Origin of the sequence: Streptomyces spiramenti (genome assembly GCF_012034385.1) — a bacterium.
GTDB lineage: Bacteria > Actinomycetota > Actinomycetes > Streptomycetales > Streptomycetaceae > Streptomyces > Streptomyces spiramenti.
The window spans coordinates 1-1,253 of sequence record NZ_JAAVJB010000459.1 but is presented as its reverse complement, the minus strand read 5'-3'; the positions used below and the strand labels follow the sequence as shown (position 1 = coordinate 1,253).

The window sequence follows — 1,253 nt, the reverse complement described above, 5'->3', positions numbered from 1 at the left end:
CCGCCGACGGCCCGGCGCCGCCGGGCCCGGGCCCCGTGGTGGCCGGGATCGGGATCGCCGTCCCCCGGCCCGTAACCCAACAGGAGCTCTGGGAGCAGCGGTTCCGGCGCCACTTCGGCGACTCGGCGCTCGCCCGCCGCGTCTTCGCCTCGGCCGGTGTCCGCCGCCGCCACACCGTCGTCGACCTCGCCGAGGAGGACCCGGCCGACTGGACCACGGCGGAACGCATGCGGCGCTACGCGCGCGAGGCACCGGCGCTGGGGCACCGGGCGGTGTCGGCGGCGCTCGCCGAGGCCGGACTCGCCCCGGCGGAGATCGGCCAGCTGACGGTCGCGTCCTGCACCGGATACGACACCCCGGGTCTGGACATCCGGCTCGCCGGGTCGCTGGGGCTGCCGGTCGACGCGCAGCGGCTGCTGGTGGGCCACATGGGCTGCTACGCGGCGCTGCCCGCGCTGGGCGCGGCGGCCGACCACGTCACGGCGCGCGGTCGGCCCGCGGTGCTGCTCTGCCTCGAACTGCCCTCGCTGCACCTCCAGCCGGCCGACTCCGACACCCAGCAGGTGGTGACGCACGCACTGTTCGGCGACGCCGCGGTGGCGCTCGTGCTCCTTCCACCCACGCCCGGCCCGCCGCCCGCCGACCTGCCGGGGCCCGGCCCGGTGACCGCCGGTCCGTCGATCGCCCGGCCGGGGGAGGTGGTGCGGCAGGAGTCCGTTCCCGCACCGGCCGGGCTGGAGCTGGTGGACGTCGTGGCGCGCACCGATCCGGGAACCGCCGAGCTGATGACCTGGCAGGTGACGGACCTGGGCTTTCGCATGGGACTCTCCCCGGAGGTCCCCACCGTCCTCGCCCGGCACGTCCGGCCCGTGACCGAGGAGCTGCTGTCCCGGCACGGAATGGAGGTCGGTGACGTCGCCGGGTGGGCGGTCCACCCCGGCGGCCCGCGCATCCTGGAGACGGTCGAGGGCGAACTCGGCCTCGCCCCGACGGCGCTCGACGCCTCCCGCGCGGTCCTCGCCGAGTACGGCAACTGCTCCTCGCCCACCGTGCTGCTGGTCCTGGAGCGCATCCGCGCCGGTGCGCCGGGAGGCTCCCCGCCGCCCGACGGCGCACCGGTGGTGGCGATGGCCTTCGGCCCCGGCCTGACGCTCTACGCCGCGCTCCTCCGGTTCCGCCGGACCGTCGCACACCCGGTCCGGTAGGGCCGCCCGCTCCGTGCATGCCGCCCGCCCGCCCGCTCGCCGGGCGGG

At 77.6% G+C, this 1,253-nt stretch carries 1 protein-coding gene; it reads left to right on the top strand.

Going from position 1 to position 1,253, the window contains the following annotated elements; translation table 11 throughout:
• The coding region (locus HCJ92_RS24145; RefSeq protein WP_209311542.1) for a type III polyketide synthase at positions 1–1,205 on the top strand (1,205 nt) is incomplete at its 5' end.
• Positions 1,206–1,253: the final 48 nt, after the last annotated feature.